The sequence below is a fragment of the Paraburkholderia franconis genome (assembly GCF_009362735.1).
Lineage (GTDB): Bacteria > Pseudomonadota > Gammaproteobacteria > Burkholderiales > Burkholderiaceae > Paraburkholderia > Paraburkholderia franconis.
Genome location: NZ_WHNP01000008.1, coordinates 155,938 through 171,633, shown reverse-complemented (window position 1 = coordinate 171,633; position 15,696 = coordinate 155,938). Strand labels below are relative to the sequence as shown.

The following is a 15,696-nucleotide window of genomic DNA, read 5'->3' as shown; positions in this document are numbered from 1 at the left end:
AATTAGTAACGAAAGTAGCAAAACAAAGTTCAAGAAAAGTAGTTTCACTTCAAAACAAACGTATAGGAGATACCGGTCGCGAGAGAGATCGGCGTGACGATCAGACAGCCTCGAAGCTGCATCGACAAACAACCGATCACCCGCCCATCTCCCTGAAAGGGATTCCTGCTCGGCGCCGCTGGCGTCCGGGCACCACTCGCAGTACTGGCTTTACTTTTTGACAGGGTATGGAGGAGAAGATGAAGAAAGCTTTGGCTGCCGCAGCGCTGCTGACTTTCGGCGTTGCAGCACACGCACAGAGCAGCGTGACGCTGTACGGGCGTCTGGACGCTGGTCTGGAGTACATGTCGGGTGTGCCGACGAACCCGAACGCAGCGGGTGCCGCGCAAAGCAGCACGCACCGTTTCCGTGCGGAGAGCGGCGACTGGGGTACCAGCCTGTGGGGCTTGAAGGGCGCTGAAGATCTGGGCGGCGGCACCAAGGCCGTGTTCCAGTTGGAAGGCTCGTTCAACACGATGACGGGCGCAGGCCCTGGCGGCGGCGGTCTTTTCAATCGTTGGGCGACGGTCGGCTTCGCGAACAACCAATACGGTACGTTCACGATGGGCCGCATGCTGTTCATCTCGAACGGCGTGTGGGACTTCGATCCGTTCGGTCAGTCGAACTGGTCGTCGGCATCGCTGGTGCGTGGCCGCAACTGGCCGCAATCGAGTAACAACGTCGCTTACCAGTCACCGAAGATAGCGGGCTTTGACTTCTACGGCCAATACGCGCTGTCGAACGCGACGAACTGGAACGGTAACGGCACGACGCCGCAAGGCCGCGAAGCCGGTGCGCAGGTCACCTACACCTCGTCGCTGTTCCAGGTTCGCGGCATGTACGACGAAATCCGCAACCCGGGCAACGGTGTGCTGTACGGCCCGCAGACGGGCCTGATCAACACGGCTAACGCGCCGGGCGGCGTGTACTCAGCGTCGCGCGAATACTCGGCGATGGTCAACGTGTTCCTGGGCCAGTTCAAGGTTCAGGCTGCCTACCAGGCTGTCCGTACGTCGGGTGCAACGGGCGTTCTGCCTGGCCAGCCGACAACGCTCGATCACGAATGGGGCGGCGTGACGTGGCAAGCAACGCCGGCAGCGGCGCTGATCGCAGCCGTCTACCACGTGAACGGCAACAACGGCGCAGGCAACGCGACGATCTACACGATCGGCGGCTCGTACAACCTGTCGAAGCGCACGCTGCTGGACATCCAGATCGCAACGGTCCAGAACAGCAAGACGGCTAACTACGGCCTGAACGCGAACAACCCGGGTACGGCAGTCGCAACCGACAACCCGCTGCCGGGTCATAGCCAGTCGGGCGTGTATGCAGGTATCCAGCACTCGTTCTAATCGAACGGTGCAAACAGAAGAGCTTTAACGGAAACAGTTTTCACGCTGCTGCGAGAGGCGCGTATCGGTGCGATGTCCGAAAGGGTGTCGCACCTTTTTTTATTTGCGCGGACGGCGAAGTTCAAAACCGAAGTTCAAAGCACTCCGCTTGTGCATCGAAGCACCGGCGCAGTGCAACGCCGGCGCGTAATCCGACGCGATGCGCGACCCCGCGAAGCGGGACGCGCAAGTAGACCGCTTATACGGCCGCTTCGTTCTCCTCACCCGTGCGAATGCGGATCACGCGCTCGACATCCGCGACAAAGATCTTGCCGTCGCCGATCTTGCCCGTGCGCGCCGCGCCGATGATCGCATCGATCACCTGATCGGTCTGGTTGTTCGCGACCACGACTTCGATCTTCACTTTCGGCAGAAAATCGACCACGTATTCGGCGCCGCGATAGAGCTCGGTGTGCCCTTTCTGACGGCCGAAGCCTTTGACCTCGGTGACGGTCAGCCCCGTCAGGCCGACTTCGGCGAGCGCTTCGCGGACTTCGTCGAGCTTGAACGGTTTGATGATGGCGGTGATGCGTTTCATGGCAGGCCTCGTCTCGGTTCGAAAAAGGAAGGTTCAGATGCGTTAGATTCTACGCCGCACTGCACACCTTGCCAGCATGGGCACGACGCCGCGTGCAGCGGCGTACACGCGGCAGCAGATAAAGACGGGGCTCAGGCGGCTTTGTCCGGAACCGTTGCAAGATCATCGGTCCAGACAGTCGCTTCCGAATCGCTCGGCGCACGCCAGTCGCCGCGCGGCGACAGCGATCCGCCCGAGCCCACCTTCGGCGCATTCGGCACGCAGCTCCGCTTGAACTGGCTCGTCTTGAAGAAGCGCCACAAAAAGATGCCGAGATTGCGCTTGATCGCGGCGAGGTCGTACTCGTTGCGCGCGACGTGCGCGCCTTCCGGCCAGCCGCCCCTCTCCTTGTCGCGCCATGCGTGCAGCGCGAGGTACGCTACCTTCGAAGGCGCAAAGCCGTAGCGCAGGATGTAGTACAGGTTGAAGTCCTGCAACTCGTAGGGCCCGATGAACGACTCGGTCTTCTGTTCAATCGCCCCCGCCGCCTTGCCGGGCACCAGTTCCGGGCTGATCTCGGTGGCGAGAATATTGAGCAGCGTGCCGGAACCGCTCTTGCCGATCGCGCCCGTCTCCGCAACCCAGCGCACGAGGTGCGTGATCAGCGTCTTCGGCACGCTCGCGTTCACGCTGTAGTGCGACATGTGATCGCCGACGCCATACGTGCACCAGCCGAGTGCCAGTTCGCTCAGATCGCCCGTGCCGATCACGATGCCGTTGTGGAAATTGGCGAGACGGAACAGATGGTTCGTGCGCTCGCCCGCCTGCACGTTCTCGAACGTGATGTCGTACTTCGCCTCGCCCGCCGAATACGGATGGTCGAGGTCCTTGAGCATCTGCTCGCAGCTCGGCCGGATGTCGATTTCCATCGACGTGCAGCCGACCACTTCCATCAGCTCGCGCGCCTGCTTCAGCGTGCGGTCGCTGGTCGCGAAGCCCGGCATCGTCACGCCGATGATGTTCGTGCGCGGCAGCTTCAGACGGTCCATTGCCTTCGCGCAGACGAGCAGCGCATGCGTCGAGTCGAGCCCGCCCGACACACCGATCACGACCTTCTGGATATTCGACGCCGACAGCCGCTGCACGAGCGCCTGCACCTGGATGTTGTAGACCTCGTTGCAGCGTTCGTCGCGGCGCCGCGTATCGGCGGGCACGTACGGGAAGCGCTCGACCTTGCGCTCGATCGGCAACGCGCGCGACGTATCGTGATCGATCGCGATGCGCACGATCCGGAACTTCGCCACTTCTTCCTTGTGACGCTGCACCGACATGCCGAAAGTCGTCTGCCGCATGCGTTCGTGCGAGAGCCGCTCGAGATCGACGTCCGCGAAGATCAGGTGCGAGTCGTCGAGAAAGCGCTCGGACTCGGCGAGCATCTCGCCGTTTTCGCAGATCAACGCCTGGCCGTCCCACGCCATGTCGGTCGACGATTCTCCGCGGCCCGCCGACGTGTACAGATACGCCGCGAGACAGCGCGCCGACTGCTGGCCGACGAGTTGATGCCGGTAGCCCGACTTGCCCACCACGATGTTCGACGCCGACAGGTTCACGAGCACCGTCGCGCCCGCAAGCGCCGCGAACGACGACGGCGGAATGGGCACCCACACGTCCTCGCAGATCTCGACGTGAAAGCGGAAGTCGGGCACGTCCGTCAGTTCGAACAGCAGCGACGCGCCGAACGGCACGCGCTCGCCGAGCAGATCGATCTCGCGCGCGACGGCGCTGTCGGCGGGCGTGTACTGGCGCGCTTCGTAGAACTCGCCGTAGTTCGGCAGATAGCTCTTCGGCACCACGCCGAGCACGGCGCCGCGCGCGACGACCACCGCACAGTTGAACAGGCTGTGGTCCACCTGCAGTGGCATGCCGACGATCAGCGCGGCGGACAGCTTCTTCGACGCATCGACGATCTTTGCCAGCGCGGTCTTGCATGCATCGAGCAGCGCGCCCTGATGAAAGAGATCGTCACAGGTATAGGCGGGCAGGCCAAGCTCGGGAAACGCGACGAGCGCCGCACCCTTCGCGGCGGCTTCGCGCGCGAGCTTGAGCGTCTCGTCGGCGTTGAAGGCGGGGTCGGCCACCCGGCAGCGCGGCACACCCACCGCGACGCGCGCAAAGCGATGCGAATACAGGTTAAAGAAATTGCCTTTCATGTCAGAGATTCCTTCGGGCGCGTGCGTCGGCCAATCGAACGGATCGAACCAATCGAACGACAGGCGGTCACGCGAAACGGCTGCTATCGAACAGCGTAGATGATAAGCGGTAAGCGTATTCCAGGTCTCGATCACGTGCGCGCAAGCCTTCACGCAATCGCCGCGCCCGCCTCGGAAACCACGCTGCGCACTTCGCGCGCGCATTTGCATTAACATGGCCGTTCGTCGCGCCGCGATGGAGTTAGCGCCTTGCCATCGAATCGTCGTTGCATCGAGGCGAACTGGTCCCGCGCGCAGCGTCCGTATATCCGCATCATTCAGTCCTGTCGGGTCGCGAGCCCACGCGAGCGCGCCAACAGTACCGCCAACGGTCGAACAGATTGAACCAGGAACGTTTTGATTACAGCGCGGGCATTCTCGCTTCGCCGCTCGAAGTGGATGCCGTCGAGTGGAACGCGCTGCTCAGCCAGCAGGCGCAACCGACGCCTTTCTTGCGCCACGAATTCCTGAGCGCGCTGCACGCGACGCAATGCGCCGTCGCCGATACGGGCTGGGCGCCGCAGTTCGTCACGCTGACCGATCCGCGCACGGGCAAGCTGGCCGCGGCCGCGCCCGTCTATGCGAAAGGCCACTCGTACGGCGAGTATGTGTTCGACTGGGCATGGGCGGACGCGTACAAGCGCAACGGACTGCCCTACTATCCGAAGCTGCTGTGCGCGGTGCCCTTCACACCCGTGCAGGGCACGCGCCTCATCGCCGCCGACGAGCACGCTCTGCGCCATCTCGCCGCCACGCTGGTCGCATTCGCCGAGCAGGCCGACGTGTCGTCGCTGCATGTGCTCTTCCCCACCGAAACGGAAGCGCAGGTGTTGACGGACCTCGGCATGATGCAGCGCGAAGGCGTGCAGTTCCACTGGATCAACGAAGGCTACCGCGATTTCGACGAGTTCCTGTCGACGCTCGAACAGAAGAAGCGCAAGAACATCCGCGCCGAACGACGCAAGATGCGCGAGGCGGGTATCACGTTTCGCCGCGTGCCGGGCGAAGACATCAGCGACGCCGAATGGCGCTTCTTCAGCAAGTGCTATCGGCAGACGTACCGCGAGCACTTTTCGAGTCCGTATCTGAATCTCGACTTCTTCCGGATGATCGGCGCGTCGATGCCCGAGAATCTGATGCTGGTGATCGCAGAATACGAGGGCAAGCCGATCGCGAGCTCGCTCGTCGTCTATCAGCGAGACGGCGCGAATGCGGGCGGCACGCTGTACGGGCGCTACTGGGGCGCGCTCGAACACGTGCCCTGCCTGCACTTCGAGACCGCGTACTATCAGCCGCTCGAATTCTGCATCGAGCAGAAGCTCGGCGTGTTCGAAGGCGGCGCGCAGGGCGAACACAAGATGGCGCGCGGCTTCATGCCGACCGTCACGCGCTCGGCGCACTGGCTCGCGCATCCGGCATTCTCGGATGCCGTCGCGCGGTTTCTCGACAGCGAGAAGAATCACATCCACGCGTACGTCGACGAACTGCGCGAACACAACCCGTTCAAGGACTAGGCGCGCGCGATGCCGTGGTTTCTGTATCTGATCGAATGCTCGGACGGCAGCGTCTACACGGGCATCGCCACCGACGTCGCGGCGCGCTTCGACAAGCACTGCAACGGCACGGGCGCGCGCTACACGCGCTCGCGCAAGCCCGTGCGCCTGCTCGCGACGTTCGAACTCGCCGACCGGTCGAGCGCATTGCGGGCCGAGTACCGCGTCAAGCAGCTCGCGCCCGCGCAGAAGCGGGAGCTGGCGTCGGGAACGCGGACGCTCGAATCCGTGCTGCCTGCGCTGAGCGAAGCAGAGGCGCCGGACACCGGGGAAGCCTGATCCGGACTCGTGATCCGCGCCGCGCCGTTGTCCGCGCAGCAACAGTGTTTTCAATAATCGCACCTCGACGCGCCCTTGGCCCGAAAGCATACTTCCCCACACCGAATCGATACCGACGCAGTGCCTTTACCTGGCAGGAACCTCAAGGGGAAAGCAAATGGACGAGCGTAAGCGTGACAGCATGATTGCGTATCTGCGCAGCCGCATGGCGCAGGTCGGCATCAAGATCACCGATCTCGCGGCTGCACTGGCCGAAGAGCGCACGCGCCAGAAGTCGGCGCGCTTTCGCAGCGCTTCCGGCGATACGTGGGACGGTAAAGGAAATCTGCCGCAGTGGCTGAGCCAGGCCGTGAGCGCCGGTCAGTCGATGGAGCACTTCGTCGTCGAGAAGCGCGCCACGCGGTCCAAACCAGCGGCACGCCCGACCGTCGACTGGCGCCGGGACCCGTTCGCCGGCACGCGGCTCGCGACAGCGCGCCCGCAGTAAGGGCGCGCAGCGTCGACGCCCAAAAAACAAAACGCTCCCGAAGGAGCGTTCTGCCAGCAGACTTTCAGCGTACCGATTACTTCTTGTAGTTCGCGACGCCTTCGCTGATTTCCTTGTGGGCGGCATCGACGCCCGCCCAGCCCTCGACCTTCACCCACTTGCCCTTCTCGAGCGCCTTGTATTGCTCGAAGAAGTGCTTGATCTGATCCTTCAGGTATTGCGGCACGTCGTCGATCGACTTCAGGTCTGCCGTCATCGGGCAGATCTTGTCGTGCGGCACGGCGATCAGCTTCGCATCGACGCCCGATTCGTCCGTCATCTGCAGCATGCCGAGCGCGCGTGCGCGTACCACGGAGCCTGCCAGCAGCGGGAACGGCGTGATCACCAGCACGTCGACGGGGTCGCCGTCGCCCGACAGCGTCTGCGGAATGAAGCCGTAGTTCGCGGGATAACGCATGCCCGTGCCGATGAAGCGATCGACGACGAGCATGCCCAGTTCCTTGTCCGCCTCGTACTTCACCGGATCGCTTTGCGCCGGAATTTCGATGATGACGTTGAAGTCTTGCGGGAGGTCTTTACCAGGGGGGACGTGATTGAAGCTCATGGCACTCTCTGATCAGGATGAAATGTGAAAGATGGCGCGCGGCGCGCGCTGCGTTCGCGATACGGAACGCGGCGCCGCAACCCGGACACTGCGGAATGCGCCATTATAGCCAATCGGCCAATGACATCCTCGTGGCGATCGGCGCGATAATCGTCGTACGACGGGCGGCTCCCGTTCGCTGCGGTGCCTGTTGTGCCGGCATCCTTCGCCGGCATCCGTCTTTAGCCGCCGAGCATCGCGCGCGCTGCCAGTCCTTATCGACGGTTCCGTTGTGCCCGTCATGCGCGCGCAAGGCCATCGTCGTCCGCTGTCCCGTTTTTTCGTTGATCGTCCTCTGTCGCCTCAGGCAAGGAGCATGTGTGGAAGAAGCGAAACACTTCATCGGCGGTGAATGGGCCGCGTCATCGGGCTGGGAGACGATCCCCGTCGTCGATCCCTCCGACGGCCAGCCGTTCACGACGCTCGCACGCGGTACGGCCGCCGACATCGATACCGCGGTCCAGTCCGCGCGCCGCGCGTACGACGGCGCATGGGGCGCCGCCAGCGCGGCCGAGCGCGGCCGTCTGCTGTACCGGCTGTCGATGCTCGTCGCCGCCTGCCACGAAGAACTGGCGCAGATCGAAGCACGCGACACGGGCAAGCCGCTCAAACAGGCGCGCGGCGACGCGGCCGCGCTCGCGCGTTACTTCGAGTTCTATGCGGGCGCCGCCGACAAGCTGCATGGCGAAACGCTGCCCTACCAGAACGGCTACACCGTCTTCACGATTCGCGAGCCGCACGGCGTCACGGGCCACATCGTGCCGTGGAACTATCCGATGCAGATCTTCGGGCGCAGCGTGGGCGCAGCGCTTGCGGCGGGGAACGCGTGCGTCGTGAAGCCCGCCGAGGACGCGTGCCTCTCGGTGCTGCGCGTCGCCGAACTCGCGGCCGAAGCGGGCCTGCCGGCGGGCGCGCTCAATGTCGTCACGGGCTACGGACACGAAGCGGGCGCGGCGCTCGCGCGCCATCCCGGCATCGATCACATTTCGTTCACCGGCTCGCCCGAAACGGGCAAGCTCGTCACGCAGATGGCCGCCGAAAACCACGTGCCCGTCACGCTGGAGCTGGGTGGCAAGTCGCCGCAAATCGTCTTTGCGGATGCCGACCTCGACGCCGCGCTGCCGACGCTCGTCAACGCGATCGTGCAGAACGCCGGGCAGACCTGCTCGGCGGGCAGCCGCGTGCTGATCGAGCGGAGCATCTACGAGCCGCTGCTTGACCGGCTCACGACCGCGTTCAACGCGCTGCGTGTCGGCCCGGCGCACGCGGATCTCGACTGCGGTCCGCTGATCAGCGCGAAGCAGCAGCGCCGCGTATGGGACTTCCTGTCGGATGCGCAGCACGACGGCATCCCAATGGCGGCGCACGGCGAAGTCATCGCAGAAGCGCCGGAAGACGGCTTCTATCAGGCGCCGACGCTGCTGCGCGACGTGCCGCCCACGCACCGCCTCGCGCGCGAAGAAGTGTTCGGCCCGGTGCTCGCCGCGCTGCCTTTCGCCGACGAAGGCGAAGCGCTGGCGCTGGCCAACGGCACGCAGTACGGGCTTGTCGCGGGCATCTGGACGCGCGACGGCGCACGCCAGCTGCGCATCGCGAGACGCGTGCGCTCGGGGCAGGTGTTCATCAACAACTATGGCGCGGGCGGCGGCGTCGAGCTGCCGTTCGGCGGCGTCAAGCATTCGGGCCACGGCCGCGAGAAGGGCTTCGAAGCGCTGTACGGCTTCACGGTGCTGAAGACCATCGCGATCAAACACGGCTGACGCATAACTCCAAGCAACGCGAAACCATTCGCGCAACAACAGCAACCATCTTTCATGGACCGGGAGCAAGGACCGAGGCACCGACTCCCATTGACATAGGAGACATCATGCGGCTGACAGGCAAAACGGCCATCGTCACAGGCGGCGGCTCGGGCTTTGGCGAAGGCATCGCGAAAACCTACGCGCGCGAAGGCGCGAACGTCGTCGTCAACGATCTGAACGGCCCGGCGGCCGAACGGGTCGCGAGCGAGATCGCGCTGGCGGGCGGCAAGGCAATTGCCGTCGCGGGCGACGTCACGCGCGCGGACGACTGGAGCGCGTTGCGCGCCGCCGCCATCGAAGACTTCGGCAGCGTGCAGATCGTCGTCAACAACGCGGGCACCACGCATCGGAACAAGCCGGTGCTCGAAGTCACGGAAGCCGAGTTCGACCGCGTGTACGCCGTCAACGTGAAGAGCATCTACTGGAGCGTGCGCGAATTCGTCCCGTACTTCCGCGAGCGAGGCGGCGGTGTGTTCGTCAATATCGCATCGACGGCGGGCGTGCGGCCGCGCCCTGGGCTCGTCTGGTACAACGGCAGCAAGGGCGCCGTGATCGTCGCGAGCAAGGCGCTTGCCGTCGAGCTCGGGCCGGACCGCATTCGCGTGAATTGCGTGAACCCGGTGATCGGCGAGACGGGACTGCTGACGGAGTTCATGGGCGTCGAAGATACACCTGAGAACCGGCAGAAGTTTCTGGCGGGCATTCCGCTCGGCCGCTTCTCGACGCCGCAGGACATCGCGAATGCCGCGCTTTATCTGGCGTCTGACGAGGCCGAGTTCATCACGGGCGTGTGCCTCGAAGTGGACGGCGGACGCTGCGTGTAGCGGCACGTGCAGTGTGCTTCCGCGCAGGGCGTTCCGCCCATGCGCGCAAGCACGCCGCGCGCCGTACCGCGTGACTCGCGTCAATCGCTGAAAACTCGGTGTTTTCCCCGACGTCAAGCGGCTTTTCAGCGCGTATTGAACGTTTAGAATCGCGAACGGCGGTACGTCATTTCCACAATAACGAGCTTTACATAGGACCGGCGTAAGGCGTCAAAACGCCAACGCTGGTCGATAGGAGACACGCGTGTCCAGTCCTGCGAATCCGCTTCACCATCCCGGCGCAGGCGCGCCTTCCACTTTCGAAGAGGCGACCTACAGGAAAGTCGCCTGGCGTCTGACGCCGCTTCTGATGCTCAGCTATGTCGTCGCGTATCTGGATCGCGTGAACGTCGGCTTCGCGAAGCTCGGCATGAGCGCCGATCTGGGTCTCTCCGACGCCGTCTATGGCTTCGGCGCGGGCATCTTCTTCATCGGCTATTTCATCTTCGAAGTGCCGAGCAACATCATCCTGCACCGCGTCGGCGCGCGGGTGTGGATCGCGCGGATCATGGTGTCGTGGGGCATCATCTCGATGCTGACGATGTTCGTCACCACGCCCACCATGTTCTACGTGATGCGCTTTCTGCTCGGTCTCGCGGAAGCGGGCTTCTTCCCCGGCATCATCCTGTACCTGACTTACTGGTATCCGGCGCACCGGCGTGGCCGCATGACGACCTGGTTCATGACGGCCATCGCGATTTCGGGCGTCGTCGGCGGGCCGATCTCGGGCTACATCCTGAAGGCATTCAATGGCGCGAACGGCTGGCATGGCTGGCAGTGGCTGTTTCTGCTCGAAGGCATACCGTCTGTGATCGTCGGCATTCTGGTGTTCGTCGTGCTCGACGACCGCATCTCGAAGGCGAAGTGGCTGACGGACCAGGAGCGCGAACTGCTCGAGCGCAATATCGCCGCGGAAGAGGCGACGAAGGAAGATCACTCGATCGGCAAGGTGATGATGAGCCCGCGCGTGCTGCTGATGAGCCTGATCTACTTCTCGTTCGTGATGGGCCTGTACGGCGTGAGCTTCTGGCTGCCGACCATCATCAAGTCGACGGGCGTCACCGATGCGTTCATGATCGGCCTGCTTTCGGCGATCCCGTTCGCTGCCGCCGTGATCGCGATGGTGCTCGTCGCGCGCAGCGCCGACCGCACGCGCGAGCGCCGCTGGCACGTCGCGCTGCCGGGCTTCGCGGGCGCGCTCGGCCTCGTGTTGTCCGTGGTCTGGGCGCACGATACGACGCTCGCGATGGCCGCGCTCACACTCGCGACGATGGGCATCATCACGACGCTGCCGCTCTTCTGGAGCCTGCCGACGTCCTTCCTCGCGGGCACGGGCGCAGCGGCGGGCATCGCGATGATCAACTCGATCGGCAATCTCGCGGGCTTCCTGAGCCCGTACGCGGTGGGCTGGCTCAAGCAGATCACCTCCACCACCGACTCGGGCATGTACATGCTCGCCGCGTTCATGATCCTCGGCGGACTGCTCGCGATCAGCGTGCCCGCGCGGCTCGTGAACAAATAACCGCCTACCGGTCGTCCGGCTTCGCGCAAGAAAAAACCCTCGGTGACTACCCAGTCACCGAGGGTTTTTCACTTGAGGCCCGAGCCGTTCAGCGCATCAGACGATATTCATCGCCAGCGCGCTCTCGCGATAGTGCTCGCTCGCCTTCGATGCATCGCCCAGCTGTTCGTGCAGCCGCGCGAGCGCGCGGTGCGAGCGGATCTTGAGCGTCTCGTTGTCGGCTTGCTTCAGCGCCTGTTCGAGGAACGATTGCGCCTTGCCCCACAACTGCTGATGCAGACACAGACGGCCCAGCGTGAACAGCAGATCGGCGTCGTCGGGGCGCTCCTTGCGCCAGCCTTCGGCCTTCTGGATCAAGGGCAGCGCATCGCCGCCCGTCGTATCCGGATAGCGGCGCAAGAGGCGCGCGTCCCAGTTCTGCGCAAGCGCGTCCTCGACGATCTTGCGCGCCTCCTGCGGACGGTTCAGCGCGACCAGCAACTCGGCTGCGAGATCGGCGAGGCGCGGCGAATGGCGCTCGGTCGGCGTCAGCGAATGCCACAGTTCGAGCAGCGCGTCGGCATTGTGCCGGCGATCGCGCAACAGGTTTTCCGCCGCCAGTTGACGTAGACGCACGGCCACGGCGGGATGAATCGCCTCACGCTTTTCGAGCGTCTTGACGAGCTTGAGCACTTCGCCCCAGTTCTTCAACTGCTGCTGCGCGCGCAGCGCGATCTGCTGCGCGTGAATGCGGCGGCCGCCCTGCGACTGCATTTCGGTGAGCGCGAGCAGCGCGCCATCGGCATCGCGGCCATCGGCGCGCATGTCGGCCGTCGCCATCAGACGCGCATCCTGCCAGTCGGCTGCATCGATCTGCGCGAGATATTCGTCGCGGCGCGCGTACTCGTGCATCCGGTGCGCGGCGTTCGCCGCGATCAGGCCCGCCGCGCCCTTGTTGGCCGGATTCGCGAGCGAATCGCGTGCGGCCTTTTCGGCGCGCGAGAAACGCCCGGCATATAGATTCGCGATCGCGTCACGCAACGCCGAATGCGCCTTCGCGACGCGCTGACGCGCGCGGTACGCGGCCACGCGACGCGGCATGTCCCAGATGTTGCGCACGATGCGCAGCAGCACATACATCACGATGAACGTGACGATGAGGCCGACGACGAACAGGTTCAACGAAATATCGACGCGATACGGCGGATAGACGAGCAGCACCTGGCCGGTGTCGAAGCGCCCGACGAGCGCGAGCACGACGGCGATCGCGAACAGGAATGCGAGCCAGAGAAGTCCACGCAGCGCCATGATTAGCCCCGGTTCCGGTATTGATGCACGGCCTGCAGGCTCGTATTCAGGTTCGGCACTTCGACGGCCCCCGAGCCCTGGTCGACCTCCTTCACGAGATCGCGCGCGGTCTGCACTTTCTTCGACGACGCGTCGAAGTAACGCGCTAGCGCCTCATCCGCGGCGTTGAGATCGGACTTGAGCGTGGTCTGGTTTCGCGCGAGCAGCGCCAGTCGCGCCGACAGCAGACGCAGCTTCAGGTTCTCGCGCAGGAAGTAGCCCTGATCGGGGGACACGAGCATCGTATCGGCGTGATCGAGGCGGCGCACCTGCACGAGACTGGTCAGCTGCTGGCCGACGCCCGTCACGAACTGGTTCCACCACACCTTCCACTTCGGCTCGCCCGTGGCGGCCGCGACGCGGTCGACGTCCTTCGGCTCGGCCGCGCGCGGCGTCGCGTGCGCGATGGGCGCCTCGCCTGAAAGCGGCAGCTGGTCGACCTGGTCGATCGCGTCGTCGAGCTTGATCGCGAGGCCTGTCAGATCCGTCGAAGGCGCCGACTTCAGCTTGTCGATGTCCTGCGCGATCGCCTTGCGCACGGCCAGCACCTGCGCGCCGTCCGAGGCGGCGAGGCGCGTGTCGGCGCTTTGCAGCGCGAAGAGCGCGAGCTGCGTGTTGCCCGTCAGCTGCAACTGCTCGCTGGCGCTTGACAGCATCTGGCCGACTTCGGCCATCGTCCAGTCGTCGCGGTTGCGCGCGAGATCCGCGTATTGCTGCTGCAGCGCCTGTTGCGCGTTCTGCGCATCGGCGAGCTTGCCTTCGAGCTGCGCAATCTGCGCGTTGGCGGCTTGCACGGTCGCGACGGCCTGCTCCGTCTTCACGCGCAGCTCGGCCGTCGATGCGTCGTTGGCCTGCTGGCGATGCGACAGTTGCTGATCGAGCTTGATCACCCTGCGGTTCAGCGCGAGGCCGCCCGCGACCGCCACGATGAGCACCAGTGCGATGACGATCCAGAGCAACCCCGTGCCCTTGCCGCGTTTCGGTTGCTGCATTTCGTAAGGCGTAAAGGGCTGATTCGGCGGCAGCGTGGTGGCGGGCCGCGGCGCGGCATTGGGCGTGGGATTCGTGGATGCGTTGGTATCAGTCATGCGTTCTTGTGCCGGGTTGGACTGGACCGGTTGAACTTCGGAAGGAACAGCGAGGGACAACAGCGTGCGCGCGATACGTTCATCGCCCGCACCGGACACCGTAATGCTATCAAAACCCAATCCCCGCGCGGTTTCCGCGATGCGCGGATGGGGCGCGACGAACATCGCGCGTTTCAGTTGCGCCTGCTCGCCGACGGTCAGATGGTCATTCGCGAGTTCGCCGAGATTGCGCACGCCTTCGGAGCTGGTGACGAGCCACGCGTGCGGCGTCTTCGATTCGCCGGACAGCAGCGCATGAACGCGCGACCATGCGCCGATCGACGGCTCGGGCACGAGCCGCCGGTAAGCCGCGACGGTCTCCACTTCGGCGCCCGCTTCGCGCAGACGGTCGGCGAGCCATTCGCGGCCGCCGTCGCCGCGCACGATCAGCACGCGCTTGCCTTCGAACGCGTTCTCGCCCAGCGACGCTTCGAGCGCCGCGTACAGCGCTTCGGAGTCGAAGCGCGCGCCGTCGTTGTCGTCGGCGGGAGCGCCCGGGCTGATCACCGTGTAAGCGGGCGCTTCGACGCCGTGCTTCGCGAGCGCCGCGACGCTGCCCGGGCCGACGACGCCGACGGGCAGCGCATGCGGCCAGATCGCGTCATGGCGCGCGAATGCGTAATCGACGGCGTTCGGCGACACGAACACGACGAGCGCGTACCGGTCGAGCGACGCGAGCGCCGCGCGCAGCGGGCCTTCGTCGTCCGCGGGCGCGATCTCGATCAGCGGAAATTCGACGGTCGCGACACTCGCGTCGTGCAGCAGCTTGGCGAGCGCGTCCGACTGTCCCGCCGGCCTCGTCAGCACGACGGTCAGGTGCGCGCCGCGCGACGGGCCTGCGCCGTCCGTCGACGGGGAATCAGCGGATGTCGTGTTCGAGCCGGCCGCCATCACGGGGCATTCGCCGGCCCGCTCGCCGTGCTGAGCGCGCGGACGATGTCCATCGCGCCTTGCGCTTCGAGCTGGCTCGCGACTTCGCGGCCGAGTTCGAGCGCGGCGCCCGTGGTCGGCGCGGGCGCCGAGGCCTGGGCGGAGAGCACGCGCTGCCCGTCGGGCGTCGCGACGATGCCACGCAGATGCAGCGCGCCGTCATGCCAGATCGCGTAGGCCGCGAGCGGCACTTCGCAACTGCCGCCGAGCGCGCGCGACACCATGCGCTCCGCTTCGACAGCGGCGGCCGTGTGCTCGTGATGCAGCGGCGCGAGCCACGCGGCGAGGTCCGCGCGGTCCGCGCGAATCTCGATGCCGAGCGCGCCCTGGCCCGCGGCGGGCAGGCTGTCGGCGGGATCGAGCAGCGAACGGATGCGCCCGGCGAGACCGAGACGCTTCAGCCCGGCGGCGGCAAGAATGATGGCCGCGTAGTCGCCGCGATCGAGCTTGGCCAGCCGCGTATCGAGATTGCCGCGCAGCGGCTTCACGACGAGTTGCGGATAGCGCGCGCGCAGCATCGCTTCGCGGCGCAGGCTCGACGTGCCGATCACGCTGCCGGGCGGCAGCGCGGCAAGCGTGTCGTACTGGTTCGAGACGAATGCATCGCGCGGGTCTTCGCGCTCCATGATGGTGGACAGCGCAAAGCCTTCGGGCAGTTCCATCGGCACGTCTTTCAGCGAATGAACGGCGAGATCGGCGCGGCCGTCGGCGAGCGCGTTCTCCAGCTCCTTCACGAACAGCCCCTTGCCACCGACCTTCGACAGCGTGCGATCGAGAATCTGATCGCCGCGAGTCGTCATTCCGAGGATTTTTACGTCACAAGATGGATATAATTTGTGCAGCGCACACTGCACGTGCTCGGCCTGCCACATTGCGAGGCGGCTTTCCCGCGACGCGATGACAAGCGTAGTGGGCGGCGTGAGCGAAAGCGTCTCGGAATTCATTGTTTGAGTCATTGAACGACGGGA

Annotated in this window: 13 protein-coding genes; 7 read left to right on the top strand and 6 right to left on the bottom strand. The window is 65.0% G+C overall.

The features are described 5' to 3' along the window. The first annotated feature begins 239 nt into the window (after positions 1–239). Entirely contained in the window at positions 240–1,391 is a 1,152-nt protein-coding gene (locus GCT13_RS11530; RefSeq protein ID WP_152757972.1) for a porin, read from the top strand. Positions 1,392–1,629: 238 nt separating this feature from the next. On the opposite strand, the gene GCT13_RS11525 is transcribed toward GCT13_RS11530, so the two are convergent. After that, positions 1,630–1,968, bottom strand: a complete 339-nt coding sequence (locus GCT13_RS11525; RefSeq protein ID WP_087734445.1) for a P-II family nitrogen regulator — start codon at positions 1,966–1,968, stop codon at positions 1,630–1,632. A gap of 131 nt (positions 1,969–2,099) precedes the next feature. Next, positions 2,100–4,157, bottom strand: a complete 2,058-nt coding sequence (locus GCT13_RS11520; RefSeq protein WP_152757970.1) for an NAD(+) synthase — start codon at positions 4,155–4,157, stop codon at positions 2,100–2,102. Positions 4,158–4,537: 380 nt separating this feature from the next. Here GCT13_RS11520 and GCT13_RS11515 point away from each other — a divergent pair, with 380 nt between their 5' ends. From GCT13_RS11515 to GCT13_RS11505, 3 genes are all read left to right on the top strand, one after another. Next, positions 4,538–5,710 (top strand): GNAT family N-acetyltransferase, encoded by a 1,173-nt coding sequence (locus tag GCT13_RS11515; protein ID WP_152757968.1) that lies wholly within the window; start codon positions 4,538–4,540, stop codon positions 5,708–5,710. A 9-nt stretch (positions 5,711–5,719) separates the two neighbouring features. Further along, positions 5,720–6,028, top strand: a complete 309-nt coding sequence (locus tag GCT13_RS11510) for a GIY-YIG nuclease family protein (protein ID WP_152757966.1) — start codon at positions 5,720–5,722, stop codon at positions 6,026–6,028. A 157-nt stretch (positions 6,029–6,185) separates the two neighbouring features. Further along, positions 6,186–6,515 (top strand): H-NS family nucleoid-associated regulatory protein, encoded by a 330-nt coding sequence (locus tag GCT13_RS11505; RefSeq protein WP_152757963.1) that lies wholly within the window; start codon positions 6,186–6,188, stop codon positions 6,513–6,515. A 76-nt stretch (positions 6,516–6,591) separates the two neighbouring features. On the opposite strand, the gene ppa is transcribed toward GCT13_RS11505, so the two are convergent. After that, positions 6,592–7,119 carry an inorganic diphosphatase gene (ppa, locus tag GCT13_RS11500; protein WP_087734441.1) on the bottom strand — a complete coding sequence of 176 codons (528 nt, stop codon included), beginning with the start codon at positions 7,117–7,119 and terminating at the stop codon, positions 6,592–6,594. A gap of 359 nt (positions 7,120–7,478) precedes the next feature. Here ppa and GCT13_RS11495 point away from each other — a divergent pair, with 359 nt between their 5' ends. The 3 genes from GCT13_RS11495 to GCT13_RS11485 all read left to right on the top strand — a co-directional run bounded on the left by GCT13_RS11495 (position 7,479) and on the right by GCT13_RS11485 (position 11,345). Further along, a complete protein-coding gene (locus GCT13_RS11495) occupies positions 7,479–8,918 on the top strand; it encodes an aldehyde dehydrogenase family protein (RefSeq protein ID WP_321574289.1) in 1,440 nt (479 codons plus the stop codon). A 107-nt stretch (positions 8,919–9,025) separates the two neighbouring features. Next, positions 9,026–9,784 (top strand): SDR family oxidoreductase, encoded by a 759-nt coding sequence (locus GCT13_RS11490; RefSeq protein ID WP_152757959.1) that lies wholly within the window; start codon positions 9,026–9,028, stop codon positions 9,782–9,784. Positions 9,785–10,028: 244 nt separating this feature from the next. Further along, the gene (locus GCT13_RS11485; protein WP_321574288.1) at positions 10,029–11,345 is read left to right on the top strand and encodes an MFS transporter; all 1,317 of its coding nucleotides are present in this window, start codon (positions 10,029–10,031) and stop codon (positions 11,343–11,345) included. Between the two features lie 96 nt (positions 11,346–11,441). Here the strand turns inward: GCT13_RS11485 and GCT13_RS11480 are convergent, their stop codons facing one another. The 3 genes from GCT13_RS11480 to hemC are packed head-to-tail and all read right to left on the bottom strand — an operon-like array spanning position 11,442 to position 15,672. After that, on the bottom strand, positions 11,442–12,632 hold the full coding sequence (locus GCT13_RS11480; RefSeq protein WP_152757957.1) for a heme biosynthesis protein HemY: 1,191 nt from the start codon (positions 12,630–12,632) through the stop codon (positions 11,442–11,444). 2 nt (positions 12,633–12,634) lie between these two features. Then, positions 12,635–14,689, bottom strand: coding sequence for a fused uroporphyrinogen-III synthase HemD/membrane protein HemX (gene hemDX / locus GCT13_RS11475; RefSeq protein ID WP_152758097.1), 2,055 nt, complete (start codon positions 14,687–14,689; stop codon positions 12,635–12,637). Beyond that, positions 14,689–15,672, bottom strand: a complete 984-nt coding sequence (hemC, locus tag GCT13_RS11470; protein ID WP_152757955.1) for a hydroxymethylbilane synthase — start codon at positions 15,670–15,672, stop codon at positions 14,689–14,691. Before hemC ends, hemDX begins: the two co-directional genes overlap by 1 nt. Positions 15,673–15,696: the final 24 nt, after the last annotated feature.

Excerpts from the sequence above, each read along its gene's own strand:
- hemC (WP_152757955.1), bottom strand. The coding sequence starts at position 15,672 with ATGAATTCCGAGACGCTTTCGCTCACGCCGCCCACTACGCTTGTCATC.
- GCT13_RS11505 (WP_152757963.1), top strand. The coding sequence starts at position 6,186 with ATGGACGAGCGTAAGCGTGACAGCATGATTGCGTATCTGCGCAGCCGC.
- GCT13_RS11525 (WP_087734445.1), bottom strand. The coding sequence starts at position 1,968 with ATGAAACGCATCACCGCCATCATCAAACCGTTCAAGCTCGACGAAGTC.
- GCT13_RS11480 (WP_152757957.1), bottom strand. The coding sequence starts at position 12,632 with ATGGCGCTGCGTGGACTTCTCTGGCTCGCATTCCTGTTCGCGATCGCC.
- GCT13_RS11510 (WP_152757966.1), top strand. The coding sequence starts at position 5,720 with ATGCCGTGGTTTCTGTATCTGATCGAATGCTCGGACGGCAGCGTCTAC.
- GCT13_RS11530 (WP_152757972.1), top strand. The coding sequence starts at position 240 with ATGAAGAAAGCTTTGGCTGCCGCAGCGCTGCTGACTTTCGGCGTTGCA.
- GCT13_RS11520 (WP_152757970.1), bottom strand. The coding sequence starts at position 4,157 with ATGAAAGGCAATTTCTTTAACCTGTATTCGCATCGCTTTGCGCGCGTC.
- ppa (WP_087734441.1), bottom strand. The coding sequence starts at position 7,119 with ATGAGCTTCAATCACGTCCCCCCTGGTAAAGACCTCCCGCAAGACTTC.
- hemDX (WP_152758097.1), bottom strand. The coding sequence starts at position 14,689 with ATGGCGGCCGGCTCGAACACGACATCCGCTGATTCCCCGTCGACGGAC.
- GCT13_RS11490 (WP_152757959.1), top strand. The coding sequence starts at position 9,026 with ATGCGGCTGACAGGCAAAACGGCCATCGTCACAGGCGGCGGCTCGGGC.